The organism is Methylobacterium sp. Gmos1, assembly GCF_053764715.1.
Window position 1 is genome coordinate 37,424 of sequence record NZ_JBSNCC010000009.1, and the last position, 18,808, is coordinate 56,231.

The 18,808-nt window shown below is 72.0% G+C and carries 17 protein-coding genes; 6 read left to right on the forward strand and 11 right to left on the reverse strand.

All coding sequences use genetic code 11. The features are described 5' to 3' along the window. Positions 1-86: 86 nt before the first annotated feature. Positions 87-3,551: an indolepyruvate ferredoxin oxidoreductase family protein gene (locus tag ACS5PV_RS18220; RefSeq protein WP_455396754.1), complete on the reverse strand. Its 3,465-nt coding sequence runs from the start codon at positions 3,549-3,551 to the stop codon at positions 87-89. A gap of 121 nt (positions 3,552-3,672) precedes the next feature. Between ACS5PV_RS18220 and ACS5PV_RS18225 the strand changes: the two genes are divergently transcribed. Next, positions 3,673-4,164 carry an Lrp/AsnC family transcriptional regulator gene (locus ACS5PV_RS18225; protein WP_455396755.1) on the forward strand — a complete coding sequence of 164 codons (492 nt, stop codon included), beginning with the start codon at positions 3,673-3,675 and terminating at the stop codon, positions 4,162-4,164. 272 nt (positions 4,165-4,436) lie between these two features. On the opposite strand, the gene ACS5PV_RS18230 is transcribed toward ACS5PV_RS18225, so the two are convergent. The 7 genes from ACS5PV_RS18230 to ACS5PV_RS18260 form a co-directional block, all read right to left on the reverse strand. Further along, positions 4,437-5,354: an outer membrane protein gene (locus ACS5PV_RS18230; protein ID WP_455396756.1), complete on the reverse strand. Its 918-nt coding sequence runs from the start codon at positions 5,352-5,354 to the stop codon at positions 4,437-4,439. 343 nt (positions 5,355-5,697) lie between these two features. Continuing rightward, a complete protein-coding gene (gene pgeF, locus ACS5PV_RS18235) occupies positions 5,698-6,462 on the reverse strand; it encodes a peptidoglycan editing factor PgeF (RefSeq protein ID WP_455396757.1) in 765 nt (254 codons plus the stop codon). 65 nt (positions 6,463-6,527) lie between these two features. Further along, entirely contained in the window at positions 6,528-7,598 is a 1,071-nt protein-coding gene (locus tag ACS5PV_RS18240; protein ID WP_455396758.1) for a class I SAM-dependent methyltransferase, read from the reverse strand. Next, the gene (gene lgt / locus ACS5PV_RS18245; RefSeq protein WP_455396759.1) at positions 7,595-8,497 is read right to left on the reverse strand and encodes a prolipoprotein diacylglyceryl transferase; all 903 of its coding nucleotides are present in this window, start codon (positions 8,495-8,497) and stop codon (positions 7,595-7,597) included. The genes ACS5PV_RS18240 and lgt overlap by 4 nt, the downstream gene beginning before the upstream one ends. Positions 8,498-8,938: 441 nt before the next feature. After that, positions 8,939-10,507, reverse strand: a complete 1,569-nt coding sequence (gene ilvA, locus ACS5PV_RS18250; RefSeq protein ID WP_455396760.1) for a threonine ammonia-lyase, biosynthetic — start codon at positions 10,505-10,507, stop codon at positions 8,939-8,941. A gap of 86 nt (positions 10,508-10,593) precedes the next feature. After that, positions 10,594-11,667 (reverse strand): AbrB family transcriptional regulator, encoded by a 1,074-nt coding sequence (locus ACS5PV_RS18255; RefSeq protein WP_455396761.1) that lies wholly within the window; start codon positions 11,665-11,667, stop codon positions 10,594-10,596. A gap of 72 nt (positions 11,668-11,739) precedes the next feature. Next, complete coding sequence (locus tag ACS5PV_RS18260; RefSeq protein ID WP_455396762.1) at positions 11,740-12,705, reverse strand: LysR substrate-binding domain-containing protein; 966 nt, start codon at positions 12,703-12,705, stop codon at positions 11,740-11,742. Positions 12,706-12,883: 178 nt separating this feature from the next. Here ACS5PV_RS18260 and ACS5PV_RS18265 point away from each other — a divergent pair, with 178 nt between their 5' ends. The 4 genes from ACS5PV_RS18265 to ACS5PV_RS18280 all read left to right on the forward strand — a co-directional run bounded on the left by ACS5PV_RS18265 (position 12,884) and on the right by ACS5PV_RS18280 (position 15,838). Continuing rightward, positions 12,884-14,473 (forward strand): catalase, encoded by a 1,590-nt coding sequence (locus ACS5PV_RS18265; protein ID WP_455396763.1) that lies wholly within the window; start codon positions 12,884-12,886, stop codon positions 14,471-14,473. Between the two features lie 133 nt (positions 14,474-14,606). After that, on the forward strand, positions 14,607-14,900 hold the full coding sequence (locus ACS5PV_RS18270) for a hypothetical protein (RefSeq protein ID WP_455396764.1): 294 nt from the start codon (positions 14,607-14,609) through the stop codon (positions 14,898-14,900). 42 nt (positions 14,901-14,942) lie between these two features. Then, entirely contained in the window at positions 14,943-15,410 is a 468-nt protein-coding gene (locus ACS5PV_RS18275; protein ID WP_455396765.1) for a cupin domain-containing protein, read from the forward strand. Between the two features lie 41 nt (positions 15,411-15,451). Then, on the forward strand, positions 15,452-15,838 hold the full coding sequence (locus ACS5PV_RS18280; protein WP_455396766.1) for a RidA family protein: 387 nt from the start codon (positions 15,452-15,454) through the stop codon (positions 15,836-15,838). A 24-nt stretch (positions 15,839-15,862) separates the two neighbouring features. Here ACS5PV_RS18280 and ACS5PV_RS18285 read toward each other — a convergent pair whose 3' ends face one another. Beyond that, entirely contained in the window at positions 15,863-16,270 is a 408-nt protein-coding gene (locus ACS5PV_RS18285; protein WP_455396767.1) for a DUF4345 domain-containing protein, read from the reverse strand. Positions 16,271-16,319: 49 nt separating this feature from the next. Further along, the gene (locus ACS5PV_RS18290; protein ID WP_455396768.1) at positions 16,320-16,778 is read right to left on the reverse strand and encodes a MaoC family dehydratase; all 459 of its coding nucleotides are present in this window, start codon (positions 16,776-16,778) and stop codon (positions 16,320-16,322) included. A gap of 129 nt (positions 16,779-16,907) precedes the next feature. On the opposite strand from ACS5PV_RS18290, the gene ACS5PV_RS18295 reads away from it, so the two are divergent. Beyond that, positions 16,908-17,987 (forward strand): inositol-3-phosphate synthase, encoded by a 1,080-nt coding sequence (locus ACS5PV_RS18295; RefSeq protein ID WP_455396769.1) that lies wholly within the window; start codon positions 16,908-16,910, stop codon positions 17,985-17,987. A 103-nt stretch (positions 17,988-18,090) separates the two neighbouring features. On the opposite strand, the gene ung is transcribed toward ACS5PV_RS18295, so the two are convergent. Further along, the gene (ung, locus tag ACS5PV_RS18300; protein ID WP_455396770.1) at positions 18,091-18,795 is read right to left on the reverse strand and encodes a uracil-DNA glycosylase; all 705 of its coding nucleotides are present in this window, start codon (positions 18,793-18,795) and stop codon (positions 18,091-18,093) included. Positions 18,796-18,808: the final 13 nt, after the last annotated feature.

Sequence of the window (18,808 nt, forward strand, 5' to 3'; positions counted from 1 at the left end):
CCTGTGGCGGTGGCGGTCTCGGGTTGAGCCCCCGCCTACGCGAGGCCCCGCCCGGCCGCAATCCGGCCCGCCGACGCAGGCCCGACCTACCCCGCCCGCGACAGCGGCGCCCCGGAATCGTTGCCGGCGCGGGCGGCTGCCATGAGCGCGTCGCTCCGCGCGCGCCAGGCCGCGATCGCCCGCGCCTTGACCGGGCCGAAGCCGCGGATCTCCTGAGGTGCGGCGAGGAGGTCGCGCAGGGTCGCCGGATCGGCCCGGCCGACCAGCGCGAGGGCGGCGTCGATCTGGGCCTCGTACTCCGCCAGCACCGCCCGCTCCTCCCGCCGCTCGGCGATCAGCCGTAGGGGGTCGAGGCGTCGGCCGCGCAGGCCTTTCAGGGCCGCGAGCCCGCGCAAGACCGGCAGCAGCCACGGTCCGAAGGCGATCTTGCGCGGCTCGGTCTCGCCGGGCCGCGTCCGGGCGAGGAACGGGGGAGCCAGGTGGAAGGTCGGCCGCAGCTTGCCCCCGGACCCTGTCCCCTCGAACTCCTCGGCGAGGCGGGCGTGGAAGGCGGGATCGGACTGGAGGCGGGCGACCTCGTACTCGTCCTTGATCGCCATCAGCTTGAACAGGGAGCGGGCGACCGCCTCGGCGAGCGCGTCGCCGCCCCGGGCCCGCACCGCCGCGACCCGGTCGCGGTAGCGCGCGGCGTAAGCGTCGTCCTGGTAGGCCGCGAGGTACCCGGCCCGGCGCGCCACCAGGGTGTCGAGGTCCTGCGCCGGCGCGGGCTCTGGGGAGAGATGGGAATCGACGAAGGCCGGATCGGCGGCAAGCAGCCGGCCCCAGGCGAGCGCCAGGCGGTTGCCCGCCACCGCGACGCCGTTCAGCGCCACCGCCCGGTCGAGGGCCTCGCGCGAGACCGGCACCAGCCCGCACTGCCAGGCAAAGCCGAGCAGCAGCACGTTGGCGGCTTGCGCGTCGCCGATCAGCCGCGCGGCCATCGCCTGCGCGTCGAGGCTGCGCAGCGCTCCCGTCCGGACCCGCCGGGCGAGCAGGGCCTCCAGCATCCGGGTGTCGATGCGGGCATTCGGGTCGCGCAGGGTCGCGCCGGTCGGGATCTCGTGGGTGTTGGCGACGATCCGGGTGCGAGCGGGGTCGATGACCGCGGCCGCGTCGGAACTTGCCGCCACCACGAGGTCGCAGGCCAGCACCGCGTCGGCCCGGCCGCGGTCGATCCGCACCTGGTGGAGCGCGCCCGGATCTTTGGCGAGCCGCACGAAGGACAGAACCTGCCCGCCCTTCTGGGCAAAGCCCATGAAGTCGAGGACGGTGGCGCCGCGTCCTTCGAGATGCGCCGCCATGGTGACGAGGGCGCCGACCGTCACGACGCCGGTGCCGCCGACGCCGGCGACCAGGATCTCGTAGGGGACCGCGCCGAGCGCGGTGTCGGGCTCGGGCAGAGCGGCGGTACGCGCCAGGACGGTCTCGGGGGCGACCGCGACGCCGGACCGGCGCCGGGGCGTCGCCCCTTCCAGCGTCACGAAGGACGGGCAGAAGCCTTTGAGGCAGGAGAGGTCGCTGTTGCAGCCGGTCTGGTCGATGGCGCGCTTCCGGCCGAACTCGGTCTCGACCGGCACGACCGAGAGGCAGTTCGACTTCTGCTGGCAGTCGCCGCAGCCCTCGCAGACCAGCGGGTTGATGACCGCGCGCCGGGCGGCCTGCGGGCTTTTTCCGCGCTTGCGCCGCCGGCGCGCCTCGGTGGCGCAGGTCTGGTCGTAGACCAGCACGGTGACGCCTTTCGTCTCGCGCAAGTCCCGCTGCACGGCGTCGAGGTCGTCGCGGTGATGCACCGTCACGCCGGGACCGAGGGGGTCGCGGGCGGCCACCTTCGCCACCCGGGCGGGATCGTCGGACACCACCACGACCCGACGCGCGCCTTCCGCCGAGACCAGGCGGGTGATCTGCGGCACGGTGAGCACGCCGTCGACCGGCTGGCCGCCGGTCATCGCCACCGCGTCGTTGTAGAGGATCTTGTAGGTGATGTTCGCCCCGCTCGCGACCGCCTGCCGGATCGCCGCGTGGCCGGAATGGCAGTAGGTCCCGTCGCCGAGATTCTGGAACACGTGGGCTTGGCGGGTGAACGGCGCCTGGCCGATCCAGTCGACGCCCTCGGCCCCCATCGGCACGATGCCGGTGGTGTCGCGCTCCATCCAGTTCGCCATGAAGTGGCAGCCGATGCCGGCCCGTCCTTGCGAGCCTTCCGGCACCCGGGTCGAGGTGTTGTGGGGGCAGCCGGAGCAGAAATACGGGGTGCGTACCGGCAGCGGCCCGGAGGCCGCGGGGAGGGCGGGCGCCTCCGGCGCCGCGACCGCGAGGCCGAGGCCGCGCAGGGCGTCGCCCAGGATCCCGACGAGGCGCGAGGGCCGCAGCTCCTCGACCTCCGGGACGAGGGGGCGGCCGTCCGCGTCGCGCTTGCCGAGGATGCGCGGGCGGTGCGAAGCGGCGAGGTCGTAGAGCGCCTCGCGCAGCTGGCGCTCGACCAGCGGCGCCTTCTCCTCGATCACCAGCACGGTCCCGACGCCCGTTGCCAGCCCTGAGAGGCCCGCGACGTCGAGGGGATGGACGAGGCCGACCTTCATCACCGCGACGCCGGCGGCTTTGAGCGAATCCGGGTCGTGGCCGAGGAGGCGAAACGCCTCCATCGCGTCGCCGTGGGCCTTGCCGACGGTGACGACGAGGAGGCGGGGGCGCTCGGGCGCCACCACCAGCCGGTCGAGGGGATTGGCCCGGGCGAAAGCGCGGACCGCATCGAGCTTCCGGAGCGCGCGCGCCTCGATGGCGAGGCTCGGCAGGTCGGGCCAGCGGATGTGCAGGCCGCCGGGCGGGGGCGCGAAATCGGGCGCCGCGAAGCAGGGCAGCGGCGCGAGATCGACCGAGGCCGCGCCCTCCACCACCTCGGAGATCGCCTTGAACCCGACCCAGGCGCCGGAAAAGCGCGACGCGGCAAAGCCCCACAGGCCGAAAGCCTCGTACTCGGCGATTCCGGCCGGATGGATCACCGGCATGTGCCAGGCGGCGAGCGCGAGGTCGCTCTGGTGCGACATCGAGGAGGAGACGCAGCCATGGTCGTCGCCGGCGACGACGAGCACGCCGCCCTTCCGCGACGAGCCGTAGGCGTTGCCGTGCTTGAGCGCGTCGCCGGAGCGGTCGACGCCCGGGCCCTTGCCGTACCAGAGGCCGAACACGCCCTCGACCGTGGCGGCCGGATCGAGGGCGACGCGCTGGCTGCCGAGGAGGGCGGCCGCCGCCAGGTCCTCGTTGATGCCGGGCTGGAAGCGGATGCCGGCGGCGGCCAGGCGCTCCTTCGCCCGCCACAATTCCTGGTCGACGGCGCCGAGCGGCGAGCCGCGATAGCCCGAGACGAGGCCGGCGGTGTTCAGCCCGTCGCGGCGGTCGATCGCGGCCTGCGACAGGAGCAGGCGGACCAGGGCCTGGGTGCCGGTCATGTAGACCCGGCCGGCCGCGCGGTCGAAACGGTCGTCGAGGCGGTAGGCGCTGTCGAGCTCGGGCATCGGCGGGGTCTCCTCGCCGCAAGGCTATGCCGCCCGCGGAGGTAAAACCTGCCTCTTCGCTTTCGTATCACCGCTTCTGGAGGTACGAAGATGGCTGGAAACGCCGAAACGGGACATGCTCATGCCTGAGCGGGAAGACGCGTTGGATCGCTTCGAGCGGGCGATCCTGGACGCGTTGCAGGACGATGCCCGGCTCTCGGTGCAAGACCTCGCGCAGCGGATCGGGCTGTCGACCTCGCCGACCTGGCGGCGGCTGAAGGCGCTGGAGGAGCGGGGGATCATCCGCGGCTACGTCGCCCTCGTCGACGCGGCGGCGCTCGGCCACGGCCAGTGCGTCTTCGCCCACGTGACGCTGGCCAAGCACGACCGCGAGGGCGTGGCCGAGTTCGAGCGCGTGATCGGGCGCCGGGACGAGGTGCTGGAATGCTTCTCCACCACCGGCCAGGCCGATTACCTGCTGCGGGTCGTGGTGCGGGACGCCCGGCACTACGAGCGCTTTTTGCAGGAGGCGGTGTTCTCCTGCCCGGCGGTGCAGCAGATCCATTCGAACTTCGCCCTGCGCGAGGTGAAGTTCAGCGTGAAGGTGCCGACGGGCGTACAAGGAAATACCTGATCGATCGACAGGCCATAGCCCACCTGCGACCTTGTCCGGAGGTGTTGGTCGATTGAAGATCGACGAACCTTGAAGGAGGCCTCGGGTGCTCTCGGAGATTTCTGGGTGCCTCCTGCGAGGCCGCTACGCGGCACCTCGGGAGGAGGGTTGCGGGCGGGGTAGAAAGGGTCCCGTAGGACCGTTCTCCCAAGTCGAAAAGGCCCTGGCACATAAAGAAAGAGCCCGGCCTTTCGGCCGGGCTCCGCTTCCGTCGGGGTGACGGAGTGCGACGACTAGAAGCCGTTGAACTTGTAGTTCAGGCCGGCGCGGACGACCGCGAACTCGGTCTCGCGACGGTACAGGTTGGCCGGGCCGACCGACACCACGCCCGGCGAGAACACCGAGTACTGCGTGCCGTTGGCGGTCTGGGCGAACACGCCGTTGTTGCGGTTGCCCTGGTCCAGCTTCACGTACAGACCCTCGACCTTCAGGGTCACGGCCGACGAACGGAAGAAGTTGAAGAACGAGTCGGTGGGCAGAGCGTACTCGACGCCGCCGCCGACGGTCCAGCCGGTCTGGAAGTCGTCGCGCGAGCTGTTGGTCAGACCGAAGTCGCGACCACCGCCCGAGCCGTAGGCGAAACCGCCGGTGGCGTACACGAGGGTGCGGTCCCAGGCGTAGCCGAGGCGGCCGCGCACGGTGCCGAAGAAGTCCAGGCCCGAGATGCCGTTCGGGTTGAACACCAGGGTGCCCGGGGCGACGCCGCCGCCGGCCACGGTGGCGAAGGCGTAGCGGTTGCGGTCACGGCCGAAGTCGACGTACTGGGCGTCGGCCTCGATGCCGACGACCACGCCCGAGCCCGGGGTGAACTGGTAGTTGTAGCCGATCTGGCCGCCGCCGACGAAGCCGTCGTTGCTGTTGCGGTTGCCGAAGGCGAGCACGCCGGTGGTGGGCGCGCCGGCGCCGGTGATGAACACGCTGCTGGCGGCGTTGGCGCCGGCCGGCACGCCGACGACGGTCGGGGCGCGGGTGTCAGCGGTGTTGAAGCCGTAACCAGCGTTGAAACCGGCGTAGAAGCCCGTCCAGGTGAAGACCGGCACCGGCGTGAAGACCGGCGGCGGGGCGGCGCGGCGCGGCAGGTCGGCGGCGAGGGCCGAACCGGCGACGACGATGCCGGCGAGGGCGGTAGCGCTCTTGAGAAGCGACTTCATGGAACTGGTCCTTCCTACTATGCGGCGGTGACGGCGCCCGTTTGCGGGTCGGCGGTCAACCGAAGCAGTGTCCCCGACATACCCCGGTAGCTCCGGGAAAGCTGTGTCCTCGCGACAACGCTGGTGGGTTTCACCGCGGCCTTAACGGCTGTTCATCGCGAGCATTCCCTTGGCTTCCTTACCCCCTTCAACGCGCACCAATGGCCAAGGTTCACGTGCGCACATCATTTTTTTGCTACGCTTGCCGGATCAATCCTAACGAATCCCGAACGGCGCCCTATCGAGGCCGGAGGAGTGCAGGAATCCGGCCGGCGTGGCCGCCTCACGGGGTCGCGTGATCCCTCTACGGGATCACCGCGATGGCCGAGACGAGACGGCCGTAATCGGCCTCGGCCCGGTGGGTGGTGCGGCGGTAGCTGAAGAAGCGGTCGGGGTCGGCGTAGGTGCACAGTCCCAGATTCGCCACCTCGCCGATGCCCGCCCGCTCCAGCCGCGCGACGATGTAGGAAGGCAGGTCGAACAGGCTGTGCGAGGCGCGCCCGGGGCTGGCGGCGAAGTAGCGGGCGTTGCCCGCCTCCGCCGCCTCGAAGCGCTCGCGGAATTCCGGGCCGACCTCGTAGGCTTCGCGCCCGATCGTCGGCCCGAGCACCGCCACGATGCCGCTGCGCTCGGCGCCGAGGGACTCCATGGCGGCGAGCGTCGCCTCGATCACCCCGGTGAGCGCGCCCTTCCACCCGGCATGGGCGGCGCCGACCACCCGGTTGACCGGATCGGCGAACAGGATCGGCCCGCAATCGGCGGTGAGGATGCCGAGGGCCAGACCCGGCACCCGGGTCGCCATCGCGTCGGCGCGGGGGCGCTCGGCGAAGGGCGCCTCGACCACCACGGCGTCCGCCGAATGAACCTGGTAGAGGCTGACCAGGTTCTCCGGCGGCAGCGAGAGCTCTGCCGTCATGCGGCGGCGGTTTTCCCGCACCCGGGCAGGATCGTCGCCGGAGCCGAGGCCGCCGTTGAGGGAGGCGTAGAGCCCCTCCGACACGCCGCCCTGCCGGGTGAAGAAGGCGTGGCGGATCTCGGCATGGCTCAGCTCGGGCGCTTCGATGAACATCGCGGGAGGATCCTGGGGCAAGGCGTCCCGCAGGATCGCCGGACAATCGTGTCGAAAGCGCGAATCTAGAAGCCCGGAAGGGGCGCCTGGCCGGGTCCCGTGAGCCCCATCACCTTGAACAGGCTGCCCATGCCGCGGGTGCTGCGGTCGGTCAGGCGGTCGGCCCCGGCCTTGACCGAGGCGGCCTGGACCGGATTCGCCCGGGCGACCAGCCGCTCGGCCCGCTGGGCGAGGCCGAGCGCCAGGAGGAAGTCGGCCTGCGTCACCGGTCCGTGCACCACGGCGCCCGCGCCCGCGGCGGCACGGGCGAGCGCGGCGAAATCCACCTGAGCGGTCAGGTCGGTCTCGCCCGGCGCCGCCAGCGGATCGGCGAAGCGGTGGCGCGCCACCGCCTGGAGCGTGTCGGCGGTGCCGCCGTAGAGGTCGCCGTAATCGATGGCGAGCAGCGCGCCGCCCTCGCGGGCGAGGCGGTCGCCGAGGCGGCGGGTGAGATCGAGGGCGACGGCCGGAAGGGTCAGGATCGCCCCGGGCGCCGCCTCGCTGGTGATCTCCGGGGTCGGGTCCGGACTCAACCCGAAGGCGAGGGCGTCGCCGTCGAGGCCGACCCGGCGCTCGCACCAGCCGCGCTCGGTGCGCTGGTACTGGCGCACCGGCAGGGCGTCGAAGAACTCGTTGGCGAGGACGATCGCCGGGCCGCCCGGCAGGGTGTCGATCGCGTCGTGCCAGGTCGGCGTCGCGTTCGGCAGCGCCCGCCTCTGCGCGGCGCGCAAGGTCGGGCTCGTCTCGACGAGGTGGAGGTCGGCCGCCGCCAGGCAGTCGGGTGCTGCCGCGCGCAGCGCCCGCAGCGCGTCCGCCATCAGCGTGCCGCGGCCGGGGCCGAGCTCGACCAACCGAAAGGCGGCCGGGCGGCCGAGCCCGTGCCAGACCTCGGCCGTCCAGAGGCCGAGGAGCTCGCCGAAGATCTGGCTGATCTCCGGCGCGGTGGTGAAGTCGCCGGCGGCGCCCAGGGGATCGCGGGTCCGGTAATAGCCGTGGACCGGGTGGCCGAGGCAGAGCGCCATATAGCGCTCGATGGTGATCGGCCCCTCGAGCGCGATCAGGCGGCGCAGCTCGCCGAGGAGCGGCGTCCCGCTCACGCGGACTTCGCTTCCGGGGCTTCGGGCCCGGATTCGGCCTCGATCCGCGCCCGCGGCCGGGTGTCGCCGCGCCAGGCCCGCACGATGAACACCGCGCCGACGAGCAGCATCGGCACGCAGAGCAGCATTCCCATGGTGATGCCGCCGCCGAGGGCCCCGACATGGGTGCCGAACAGAAAGCCGAGCTGCGGGTCGGGCTCGCGGAAGAACTCGCAGGCGGTGCGGGCGATGGCGTAGCCGACGACGAACAGGCCGCCGAGCAGCCCGGGGCGGCGGAAGCCGACGCGCCGGACCGCGATCGCCATCAGGATGAACAGGACCAGCCCCTCGGCGACCGCCTCGTAGAGCTGGCTCGGATGGCGCGGCAGCGGCCCGCCGTTCGGGAACACGATGGCGTAGGCGAAGTCCGGCGCCGGCCGGCCCCACAGCTCGCCGTTCACGAAGTTGGCGATGCGGCCGAAGAACAGCCCGATCGGCACCACCACGGCGGCGAGGTCGAGCAGCGCGTAGGTGTTGAGGCTGCGGCGGCGGGCGAACAGCACCAGCGCCAGCACCGCGCCGAGGAAGCCGCCATGGAACGACATGCCGCCGCGCCAGATCGCCAGGATCTCGGCCGGGTGCGAGAGGTAGGCGGCGAGGTTGTAGAACAGGACGTAGCCGATGCGCCCGCCGAGCACGACGCCGAGCGCGACCCAGACGATCAGGTCGTCGATGTCGAGGGCAGTGGGCCGGCGCACCGCGCCCCACAGCGCGGGGACCGAGACCAGGCGCTTGGCGTAGAACCAGCCGCCCACGAGGCCCACGATGTAGGCCAGGGCGTACCACTTGATCTGCAACGGCCCGATCGCGACCGCGACGGGGTCGATGGCGGGGAAGGGCAGGGCGAGGAGCGGAGGCATCGGGCGGGAGAGGTGAACCTGTGGCGGGGCGGCGTCAAGGCGGCTCTCATGCCGCGAAAGCGTGTCGACCGTGCGGCGTGGTCGTTACGGGTGCCGGGCTGCTTCGGATTGTTCCGAAACCGGTGGAGTGCGGCTTCCCCCTCGCTCTCCACCGAGGCAGGCCCCCACGGAGGCAGGGCTGTCCGGGGAAAGGAGAGGCGTTTCCCTCCCCCCTCTGCGGGGGAGGGTGGCCTGCGAAGCAGGCCGGGAAAGGGGCAGCCCGACGCGGATCCAGCTCGCGCCCTTCATGCAGGTCGCGACAACTCCGGAAGCGGCGTCCCCTCTCCCGGCCCCCTCCGGGGTCCACCCTCCCCCGCAGAGGGGGGAGGGTTGCGCGCCGAGCCATGGACTTGCCCGGACAGCCCTGCCGCGGGTGGGGAGAGCGCGCCGCTCCCGCCCGCCTCACGCCGCCGGCGCCACCGTCCGCGGCACCTCGCGCGGCTGGCCGTCGAGGAACAGCCGGTAGGCGGCGTTGTCGGTCTCGTCGCGGTGCTCGTAGCCGAGCTCGGCCAGGGCCGCGGCGAAGCGGTCGCGCTCGGGGGGCGGCACCTGGATCCCGGCGAGCACCCGGCCGTGATCGGCGCCGTGGTTGCGGTAGTGGAACAGCGAGATGTTCCAGGCGACGCCGAGGCTGTCGAGGAATTTCAGGAGCGCGCCCGGGCGCTCCGGGAACTCGAAGCGCAAGAGCCGCTCGTCGGCGAGGCCCGGCACCCGGCCGCCGACCATGTAGCGGACGTGGAGCTTCGCCACCTCGTTGTCGGTGAGGTCGACGAGCGGGTAGCCGAGGCCGCGCAGCTCCGCGATCAGGGCCTCCTTCTCGGCCCGGCCGCCGGCGAGCTGGACGCCGACGAAGATCTGCGCGTCGGCGCCCGGCGCGTAGCGGTAGTTGAACTCGGTGATGGCGCGCCGCCCCAGCGCCCGGATGAAGGCGCGGTAGCTGCCGGCCCGCTCCGGGATGGTGACGGCGAACAGCGCCTCGCGGCGCTCGCCGATCTCGGCCCGCTCGGCGATGTGGCGCAGCCGATCGAAGTTGAGGTTGGCGCCGCTGTTGATCGCCACGAGCGCGCCCGCCCCCGTGACGCTGCCGCGGGAGGCGTATTCCTTGAGGCCCGCGAGCGCCAGCGCGCCGGAGGGCTCGGACATCGCCCTCGTGTCGTCGAACACGTCCTTGACCGCGGCGCAGATCGCGTCGGTGTCGACCGTGATGACCTCGTCGAGGTATTCGCGGCAGAGCCGGAAGGTCTCCTCGCCGGCCTGGCGCACCGCGACGCCGTCGGCGAACAGGCCGACCGTGTCGAGCACCACCCGCTCGTCGGCCTCGATCGCCGCCTTCATGCTGGCGGCGTCCGCCGGCTCGACGCCGATGACCCGAGTCTCGGGGCGCATGAACTTGATGAAGGTGGCGACCCCCGCCGCCAGGCCGCCGCCGCCGACCGGCACGAACACCGCCTCGATCGGGGCGCCGTGCTGGCGCAGGATCTCGAGCCCGATCGTGCCCTGGCCGGCGATCACGTCGGGATCGTCGTAGGGGTGGATGAAGGTCAGGCCCTGCTCGGCCTCGAGCCCCTTGGCGTGGGTGTAGGCCTCGTCGAAGGCGTCGCCGTGCAGCACGACCTGGCCGCCGCGGGACTTCACGCCCTCGACCTTGATCGCCGGGGTGGTGCGCGGCATCACGATGACGGCCGGGATCCCGAGGCGGTTGGCGGCGAGCGCCACCCCTTGCGCGTGGTTGCCGGCCGAGGCGCAGATCACCCCGCGGGCCAGGGCCTCCGGGGAGAGGCCGGCCATCTTGTTGTAGGCGCCCCGGATCTTGAACGAGAAGACCGGCTGGAGGTCCTCGCGCTTGAGCAGCACCTCGGCGCCGATGCGGCGCGACAGGCGCGGCATCCGATCCAGCGGGCTCTCGACGGCGACGTCGTAGACGCGGGCGCCGAGGATCTTCTTGATGTAGTCGTGCACGGCTGCGGTCATTGGGTCAGGGGCGAGGGAAACTCGCCGGAGGCGACGAGATAGCGGGTTTCGTTGCGGGATGCGAGCTTGACTGGTGCGGTTCGGCCTCAGCGCGGCTTGCCGGCACTCCGGGAGATCCACTTCGCCACCAGCGGGCCGGTGATGATGACGACGAGGAGCCGCAGGGTCTGCACCGCGAGGACGAAGGACACGTCGGAATGCGTCCCGACCGCGATGATCGCCACCGAATCGAGCCCGCCCGGGCTCGTGGCGAGGTAGGCGGTGAGCAGGTCGATCGGCAGGAGGAAGGTCAGGCCCCAGGCCCAGAGGCCGCACAGGCCGATCAGCCCGAAGGTCGCCACCAGCACGCCGGGCAGCGCGAACAGCGTCGCCCGCACGGTGGCGGGGGTGAAGCGCAGGCCCACCGTCCAGCCGATGCCCGCATAGGCGAGCGCCAAAAGCCAGGACGGCAGCGCCATCCCGGCGAGCCCGGTGGCGTGGAGCGTCGCCCCGAGGGCGAGCGGACCGATCAGTGCGCCGGCGGGAATGCGCAGGCGCAGGCCCAGCCACGCCCCGATCCCCGCCACCGCCAGCGTGCCGAGGACGGCGAGCGGCGCCGGATCCATGCCGGCGCCGGGGACCGCGCCGCTGTCGCCGGCGAGAAAGCGCGCGACGAGCGAGGCGGTGAGCGCCACGCAGGCGACCCGGACGTACTGCATGAAGGCGACGAGGCGCGGATCGGCGCCGAACTCCTCCGCCATCGCCACCATGGCCGAGGCGCCGCCGGGCGACGAGCCCCAGGCCGCGGTGGTGCCGGGGAGCAGGCGGATGCGGGTCAGCACCCAGCCGGTGAGGGCGGCCGCCACCACCGTGACGCCGACGACGGCCATGATCAGCAGCCCGTCCTCCATCAGCGTGGCGGCGATCGAGGCGTTGACCGAGTGGGCGACGAGGCAGCCGATCAGCGCCTGCGCGCCCTGGAAGCCGAGCTTCGGCACCCGGATCGGCGCGCCGCGGACCCCGAACACGATGGCCGCCAGCATCGGGCCCAGCAGCAGGGCGGCGGGAAAGCCCGCGAGGTGGAACAGGCCCGAGAGCGCCGCCGAGGAGAGGACGAGGCCCGCCCACAGGGCCGCCGCGCGGGACAGCGAGCGACGGCGATCCGTCGAGGCGGGGTTCATGGCGTCCATGGGCTTTGGGAAAAACAGGCTCGGGTCTTCGGGAGAAAACAGGCTCGGGCGTCGGTCCCGTCGCTATACGAGAATCGCGCCAGTGTCGCGGCCGGCCCCGGATCCGGCCGGCTGCCCGAGGGGCAGCGTTGCGTGCGGCGCATGTGCGCGGAAGAACCCGGCGAGCTCGCAGAGCCCGTCCGCCCGCGGGTCGCTGGCGCGCCAAGCCAGCGCGATGGTGCGGCGCGGGCCGTCCGGCCCGAACCGGCGGCAGACCGTGAGCCCGGTCGGGTCGGGCCCGGGCGGGGCGGCGAGCGCCGGCAGCAGGGTGTAGCCGGCGCCCGCCGCCACCATCGAGCGCAGGGTCTCGAGGCTGGTGGCGTGGCGCCCGCTCGCCGGCCCGGCGCCGCAGGCCGCCACCGCCTGGTCGCGCAGGCAGTTGCCCTCGTCGAGGAGGAGGAGATCCGGCCCGGCGAGGTCGCCGGGCTGCGGCGGCTCCCCGTCCGCGAAGGCGTGCTCGGCCGGGCAGGCGAGCAGGAACGGCTCGTCGAAGAGCGTCGCGACCGTCAGCCCCGCCTCGGGAATCGGCAGGGAGATCAGCGCCGCGTCGGCCCGGCCCTCGCGCAGCGCGTCGAGGATCTCCGCCGTGCGCCCCTCGCTCAAGCTCAGGGACAGGTGCGGGAATGCCTGGCGCAGCCCGCGCAGTACCTGCGGAAACAGGTAGGGGCCGAGCGTCTGTATCGCCGCGAGGACGAGGCGGCCGCGCAGGCCCTGCCCGGTCCCCTCGCGGGCGAGCAGCAGCAGGGCGCGCGCCTCCGCCAGCACCGCGCGGGCCTGGCGCACCACCGCCTGGCCGCTCGGGGTCAGCAGCACCCGGCGGTTCGAGCGCTCGAACAGGACGAGGCCCAAGGCCTCCTCCAGCTTGCGCACCTGCACGCTCAGGGTCGGCTGGCTCACGGCGCAGCGCTCGGCGGCGCGGCCGAAATGGCCCTCCTCGGCCAGGGCCACGACGTATTCGAGGTCGCGCAGGGACAGGCCGGAGACGTTCATAGGCCGCGCCTATCACGAACTTCGCAACGATGCATTTGTTTTCGGGTCACGCGGCGGTCATAGGTTCGAGCGAGAGCAGTTCCAGGGTGTCGGTCCGTCGACCGAGCCCCTATGTGAGCGGTTCCTCGCGCGGTGTCCCGGTCCCGGCACGCCTCGCCTGCACGCCAGAGGAGTTCCCATGAGCGACCAACGTCCGATCCTGACGACCCGCCAGGGCCACCCGGTCCGCGACAATCAGAGCATGCGCACGGTCGGCGAGCGTGGCCCGGCAACCCTCGAGAACTACCAGTTCATCGAGAAGATCACCCATTTCGACCGCGAGCGGATCCCCGAGCGCGTGGTGCACGCCCGCGGCGCCGGCGCCCACGGCTACTTCGAGGCCTACGGCAAGATCGGCGACGAGCCGGCCTCCAAGTACACCCGCGCCCGCGTCCTCAACGAGACCGGCGTGAAGACGCCGATGTTCGTGCGCTTCTCGACCGTGGCCGGCGCCAAGGAGAGCCCTGAGACCGCCCGCGACCCGCGCGGCTTCGCCGTGAAGTTCAAGACCGTCGACGGCAACTGGGACCTCGTCGGCAACAACCTGAAGGTCTTCTTCATCCGGGACGCGATCAAGTTCCCGGACATGATCCACGCCTTCAAGCCCGACCCGGTGACCAACCGCCAGGAGGCCTGGCGCTTCTTCGACTTCGTGGCGGCGCACCCCGAGTCGATCCACATGGTGACCCACCTGAAGTCGCCCTGGGGCATCCCGGCCAACTATCGCGAGATGGAGGGCTCGGGCGTCAACACCTACAAGCTGGTCAACGACCAGGGCGTGGCGCATCTGTGCAAGTTCCACTGGATCCCGAAGCAGGGCGTGCGCAACCTGACCTCGGCCCAGGCGGCCGAGATCCAGGGCCGTGACGTCGGCCACGCGACCAAGGACCTGTACGACAACATCGCCGCCGGCAACTTCCCCGAGTGGGAGTTCGCGGTGCAGATCATGCCGGACGGCCCGAACGACCACCTGTCGTTCGATCCGCTCGACGACACGAAGCTCTGGCCGGTGGACCAGTTCCCGCTGCTGCCGTGCGGCCGCATGGTGCTCGACCGGGTGCCGGACAACTTCTTCGCCGATGTCGAGCAGTCGGCCTTCGGCACCGGCGTGCTGGTCGACGGGATCGACTTCTCGGACGACAAGATGCTCCAGGGGCGCACCCTGTCCTACTCGGACACCCAGCGCTACCGCGTCGGCCCGAACTACCTGCAGCTGCCGATCAACGCGCCGGCGCCGGGCGTGAAGACCGCGACCAACCAGCGCGACGGCCAGATGACGTTCTACGTCGACGGCGTCGGCGAGAACAAGCACATCAACTACGAGCCGAGCACCCTGGCCCAAGGCCTGCGCGAGGCGCCCAAGCCCGCGAAGGAGTATCACCAGCCGGTCGAGGGCAAGCTCGGCCGCTACCAGGCCAGCCGCACCGAGGACGACTACACACAGGCCGGCGTGCGCTACCGCTCCTTCGAGGATTGGGAGCGCGAGGACCTGATCGCCAACCTCGTCGCCGACATGAAGGAGTGCCCTGAGGCGATCCAGCTCCGGATGGTCTGGCACTTCTGGCACGCCGACGAGGATTACGGCCGCCGCGTCGCGGAGGGCGCCGGCATCGACCTCGAGAAGGCCAAGGCCCTGCCGCCGCTGCCGGGCCGCGCCGCCCCGGGCCAGCGCCTGAAGCCCGAGACCTACACCGACGGCTCGCAGGCCCACAAGGTCGCGGCCGAGTAAGGTCGAGGCACTCAAGGGTTAGAGCATGACGAGCCCCGCCCGGAGCGATCCGGGCGGGGCTTTTTACGTAGGGGAAGGATAGCGAAGGTGCTATCGTCGTCAGGGACAGGATCGCCCGCCCGGGATCGTCCCCATGACCGCACTCTCCTTCGACCGGCCGAAGCTCACGCGCAGCCTCCAGCAAGACGCGAAGCTGTCGCCCGATCAGGCCGAGACCATCGCCGACATCGTTTTCCAGGCACAGCGCGCGGACCTTGCCACCGATGCGGACATCGCGCGAACGGCATCCCTCCTGCGATCCGAGATGAGGGCGCAGCTTGCCGCCGTCCGCGCCGACCTCACCAAGACACTGGCCTGCCTCTTCGTGCTCCAGACGGCGATCGTGCTGGGTGGGATCCTGCTTGCGGTGAGCATCCTCAAGCCCTGAACCGGCGTTGTCCGGGCGCTCGCATTCATCAGGAGCCCCGCCATGGACAAAACCCCCGAGCCCGGCACCGGAGTCACGATCGGCGGGATGCAGGTGCGCTACCTCGCCCGCAGCGACGCCACGAACGACGCGGTCGGCATCTACGCCATGACCCTGGCGCCGCGCTCGCCCGGTGCCGGGCTGCACCGCCACGCCCGGCTCACCGAGGCGTTCGAGGTGCACGAGGGCGCGCTCACCCTGCGGCTGGCCGAGCGCGACGTGACGGCTGGGCCGGGCGACTTTGTGCTGGTGCGCCCGGGCGAGCCGCACGCCTTCGCCAATCGCGGCGACGCACCCGTGCGCTTCACCCTGACCTTCACCCCGGCGCTCCGCCGCGAGGGCTTCTTCGAGGGGCTGGCCGCCCTCGCGGCGGAGGACCGCCTGCGCGACGAGGGCGCCATGCGGGCGCTGATGGCGGCCTACGACCAGGAGCCGCTCGCGGGATTCTCAGGCTGGAGCGAGGTCGGCTGACGCGTCATGCTCTCGGGTACGAATCGGAGGGCTTTCCAGGGATGCGGCGGCGGATCGACGGCGGCTCGAGCTTCGAGCGCGACTACGGCTATTCCCGCGCGGTGGTGCAGGACGGCTTCGTGTTCGTCGCCGGCACCACCGGCTACGACTACGCCGCGATGACGATGCCGGAGGAGGCCGGCGCCCAGGCCGAGGCGTGCTGGCGCACCATCGCGGGCGTGCTCGGTGAGGCCGGCTCGTCGCTGGAGCAGGTGGTGCGGGCGACCTACTACGTCACCGACCGCACTGACGCCGAGGCGGTGCTGACGGTCTGCGGCCGGGTGCTGCGGGAGATCCGCCCGGCCGCGACCCTGGTGGTGGTCGCGGGGCTGCTGCGGCCGGAGATGAAGGTCGAGATCGAGGTGACGGCCGTGGCGCCGGAGGGCTGACGACCTCCCAGCATCCACCGGGGGCTACGGCGCCGGCGTCCCCGCCCGGTTCGCCACACGGATCTGCCACAGGCACAGGAGCGGCGTGACCACCAGCTCCATGCCGAGCGCCGCCAGCATGGTGAGCGACGGCAACCCGGTGAGCCACAGGCCGAGCAGCCGGGCAAGGCCGCCCAGCACCACGATCATCGTCAGGAACCGGAACAGCGAGGTCTTGGTCTCGATGCCGGGGATCGTCGACCAGAACAGGAGGCCGATCCCGAGCAGCAGCCCCGACAGGTAGCGGAAGTGGCTGTCGGTCGAGATGTCGAAGGCGCCGCCGCCGAGGCCGGCCTGGCCGAACAGGACGCCGTAGAGACCGCCTGCCACCGGCACGATGCCCGCCACCGCCACCACGCGCTGAAGCGCCCGCCGCTCCGTCTCGAAGGTCATGCTCACGGCCTCGCTGCTCACCCCGACAATCCGTGAGGGGCCTCGCGGTTCACCAGTGATGCAGCACCACCGCCTCGGCGAGGCAGGCCGGCTTCTCGGCGCCCTCGATCTCCACCGTGACCCCATAGGTGGTGCGCAGGCCCCGGGGCGGCACGTCGAGGGCCGCCGCCACCCGCACCCGGCCGCGCAGGCGGGCGTTGACGATCACCGGCGCGGGAAAACGCACCCGGTCGAGGCCGTAATTCAGGCTGAGGCGCAAACCCTCCAGCCGGCGCACCCCGGCGATGAAGCGCGGCACCAGCGACAGGGTGAGGTAGCCGTGCGCCACCGTGGCGCCGTAGGGCGATTCGCGTGCCGCCCGCTCCGGGTCGACGTGGATCCACTGGTGGTCGTCGGTCGCCTCGGCGAAGCGGTCGATCATCGCCTGGTCGACGGTCACCCACTCGCCGACCCCGATCTCCTGCCCGACCGCCGCCTTCAGGGCCTCCGGCCCGTCGAAGATCTCCATGCGCGCTCCTCCCGTGTTCCGCGCACCATAAGGGCGGTTGCCCGCCACGGCCACGCTCGATCGGGGTCGATACTCCCGCAGAGTGTTCTACTTGCAGGGTGAGACGACCGGTGACGAGGAGTGCGGGCGGTGGGCCAGAGAAGCGTGCGCGTCGCGATCGCAGGAATCGGCAACTGCGCCTCCTCGTTCGTGCAGGGCCTGACCTATTACCGCGAGGCCGGCCCCGGCGCGTCGGTCCCCGGTCTGATGAGCCCCGATCTCGGCGGCTACCGGGTGGCGGACGTGAGCGTGGTGGCGGCCTTCGACGTCGCGAAGGACAAGGTCGGCCGCGACCTCGCCGAGGCGATCCTCGCTCCCCCCAACAACACCGCCCGCTTCGCGGACGTGGCGCCGACCGGCGTCATGGTGGAGCGCGGGCCGACCCTCGACGGGCTCGGGCGCTACCTCGAGGCGATCGTGCCGGAATCGGCCGCCCGGCCGGTGGACGTGGCGGCCTCCTTGAAGCGCGCGGGCGCCGAGGTGCTGGTCTCCTACCTGCCGGTCGGCTCGCAAGCGGCGACCGAATTCTACGCCGAGGCGGCGCTCGCGGCGGGCTGCGCCTTCGTCAACTGCATCCCGGTCTTCATCGCCTCGCATCCCGAGTGGCGCCGGCGCTTCGAGGCCGCCGGGCTGCCGCTCATCGGCGACGACATCAAGAGCCAGGTCGGCGCCACCATCGTGCATCGGGCCCTCGCCCACCTGTTCCGCGAGCGCGGCGTCACGCTGGACCGGACCTACCAGCTCAATTTCGGCGGCAACGCCGACTTCCGCAACATGCTGGAGCGCGAGCGGCTCGAATCGAAGAAGATCTCGAAGACGCAATCGGTGCAGAGCCAGCTCGAGACCGCGCTGCCGCCTGACGACATCCACGTAGGCCCGAGCGACTTCGTGCCGTGGCTCACCGACCGCAAATGGGCGCATATCCGCCTGGAGGGCACGGCCTTCGGCGGCGTGCCGCTGAACCTCGAACTGAAGCTGGAGGTGTGGGACTCGCCGAACTCCGCCGGCATCGTCATCGACGCGGTGCGCTGCGCCGCGCTCGCGCGCGAGCGCGGCATCGGCGGGGCGCTGGTCGGTCCCTCGGCCTGGCTGATGAAGTCGCCGCCCGAGCAGTTTTCGGACGAGGAGGCGCATCGGCGGACGCTGGCCTTCGTGGCGGGGGAGGGGTGACGGCGACATTCGTCCGGCCCGACCGATCCGGTCCTCTCCGCCTCGATGAGCGCCGTGATGACGCGTGCGGTTTCGCGATTGTCGGCGAACTATGGGTAAGTCGCTACGCCAACCGCCAGTCGATTCCCTCCAGCCCCTTCTCCTCCAGCCAGGCATTCGCCTGCCCGAACGGCCGGCTGCCGCGGAAATCCGCCTTGCGGTTGAGGGGGGAGGGGTGGCCGGCCTCCAGCACCAGATGCTTGGTCCCGTCGATCAGGGCGGCGCGCTGGCGGGCCGGCGCGCCCCAGAGCAGGAAGGCGACCGCCGGGCGCTCCGCCGAGACCGCCGAGACCGCCTGGTCGGTCAGCGCCGACCAGCCGAGCTTCATGTGCGCGCCTGACTTGCCGGCCTCGACGGTCAGCGCAGCGTTGAGGAGCAGCACGCCCTGGCGCGCCCACGGGGTGAGGTCGCCGGTCTTTGGCACCGCGGAGCCGGTCTCCTCCGCCATCTCGGCCAGGATCACCTTCAGCGAGGCCGGCAGCCGGCGCCCGCCGACGTACGAGAAGGCTAGGCCGTGGGCGTCGCCCGGCGTCGGGTAGGGGTCCTGGCCGAGGATCACCGCCCGCACCCGGTCGAGCGGCGTGAGGGTGAGCGCGTTGAAGATGTTCTCGGGCGCCGGCAGCACCCGGGCGCCGGCCTCGCGCCGAGCGTCGACCGCCTCGGCCACCCGCTCGGCGCTGCCGTCCTGGAAGAACGGCAGGGACAGCCAGGGGGACCCGGAGGCGCGGAAGCGGGCGAGCGCGCCCGCGACGGTGTCGTCTGTCGGCATCGAACCTCGAGGG

Coding starts and splice junctions, on each gene's coding strand:
- ACS5PV_RS18260 (WP_455396762.1), bottom strand. CDS start 12,705: ATGAACGTCTCCGGCCTGTCCCTGCGCGACCTCGAATACGTCGTGGCC.
- ACS5PV_RS18220 (WP_455396754.1), bottom strand. CDS start 3,551: ATGCCCGAGCTCGACAGCGCCTACCGCCTCGACGACCGTTTCGACCGC.
- ACS5PV_RS18285 (WP_455396767.1), bottom strand. CDS start 16,270: ATGACCTTCGAGACGGAGCGGCGGGCGCTTCAGCGCGTGGTGGCGGTG.
- ACS5PV_RS18270 (WP_455396764.1), top strand. CDS start 14,607: ATGACCGCACTCTCCTTCGACCGGCCGAAGCTCACGCGCAGCCTCCAG.
- lgt (WP_455396759.1), bottom strand. CDS start 8,497: ATGCCTCCGCTCCTCGCCCTGCCCTTCCCCGCCATCGACCCCGTCGCG.
- ung (WP_455396770.1), bottom strand. CDS start 18,795: ATGCCGACAGACGACACCGTCGCGGGCGCGCTCGCCCGCTTCCGCGCC.
- ACS5PV_RS18225 (WP_455396755.1), top strand. CDS start 3,673: ATGCCTGAGCGGGAAGACGCGTTGGATCGCTTCGAGCGGGCGATCCTG.
- ilvA (WP_455396760.1), bottom strand. CDS start 10,507: ATGACCGCAGCCGTGCACGACTACATCAAGAAGATCCTCGGCGCCCGC.
- ACS5PV_RS18265 (WP_455396763.1), top strand. CDS start 12,884: ATGAGCGACCAACGTCCGATCCTGACGACCCGCCAGGGCCACCCGGTC.
- ACS5PV_RS18280 (WP_455396766.1), top strand. CDS start 15,452: ATGCGGCGGCGGATCGACGGCGGCTCGAGCTTCGAGCGCGACTACGGC.
- ACS5PV_RS18275 (WP_455396765.1), top strand. CDS start 14,943: ATGGACAAAACCCCCGAGCCCGGCACCGGAGTCACGATCGGCGGGATG.
- pgeF (WP_455396757.1), bottom strand. CDS start 6,462: ATGTTCATCGAAGCGCCCGAGCTGAGCCATGCCGAGATCCGCCACGCC.
- ACS5PV_RS18290 (WP_455396768.1), bottom strand. CDS start 16,778: ATGGAGATCTTCGACGGGCCGGAGGCCCTGAAGGCGGCGGTCGGGCAG.
- ACS5PV_RS18255 (WP_455396761.1), bottom strand. CDS start 11,667: ATGAACCCCGCCTCGACGGATCGCCGTCGCTCGCTGTCCCGCGCGGCG.
- ACS5PV_RS18230 (WP_455396756.1), bottom strand. CDS start 5,354: ATGAAGTCGCTTCTCAAGAGCGCTACCGCCCTCGCCGGCATCGTCGTC.